The organism is Corynebacterium sp. HMSC074C01, from assembly GCF_001814605.1.
GTDB lineage: Bacteria > Actinomycetota > Actinomycetes > Mycobacteriales > Mycobacteriaceae > Corynebacterium.
Map to the genome: position 1 here is coordinate 1 of NZ_KV817262.1, position 485 is coordinate 485.

The 485-nt window shown below is 56.3% G+C and carries 1 protein-coding gene; it reads left to right on the forward strand.

All coding sequences use genetic code 11. The annotated features are described in order from the left end of the window. On the forward strand, window positions 1–485 hold a 485-nt coding region (locus HMPREF2978_RS12965; RefSeq protein WP_143342257.1), incomplete at both ends, for an IS30 family transposase.

Sequence of the window (485 nt, forward strand, 5' to 3'; positions counted from 1 at the left end):
GCACAGAGCAGCTGCGATATAACGCCCACAACGCTGCTGTTTCTACTGCTGGTCGGATGGTGCGGCCAAAACTACGCAAGCTCGATGAAAGCCCAACGCTTCGGGGTGTAATGGTCGATTGCCTTGCCCGCAGGTGGTCACCTGGGCGCATTAGTGCATGGCTTGAGCATGCTTTCAGCGATGATGAAAGCATGCGTATTTCCCACGAAACGATCTACAGTGCCTTATACATTCAAGGCAAAGGCAGCCTGCGAGCCGAGCTTGAAGCAGTCATGAAGACTAAAGACGTACTTATCCGCGGCGGCGCAACACGCAAGCGTCGTGCCCGAAACGCTGGCGTGTTAACCGGTCGCCCTTGGATCAAAGGTGCTGAGATCACCCACCGCAGCCCGGAAGCTGATGACAGGGCTATCCCCGGGCACTGGGAGGGCGACCTTGTTATTGGTAAAGGTGGCAAAAGCGCGCTGATTACCCTAGTAGAGCGC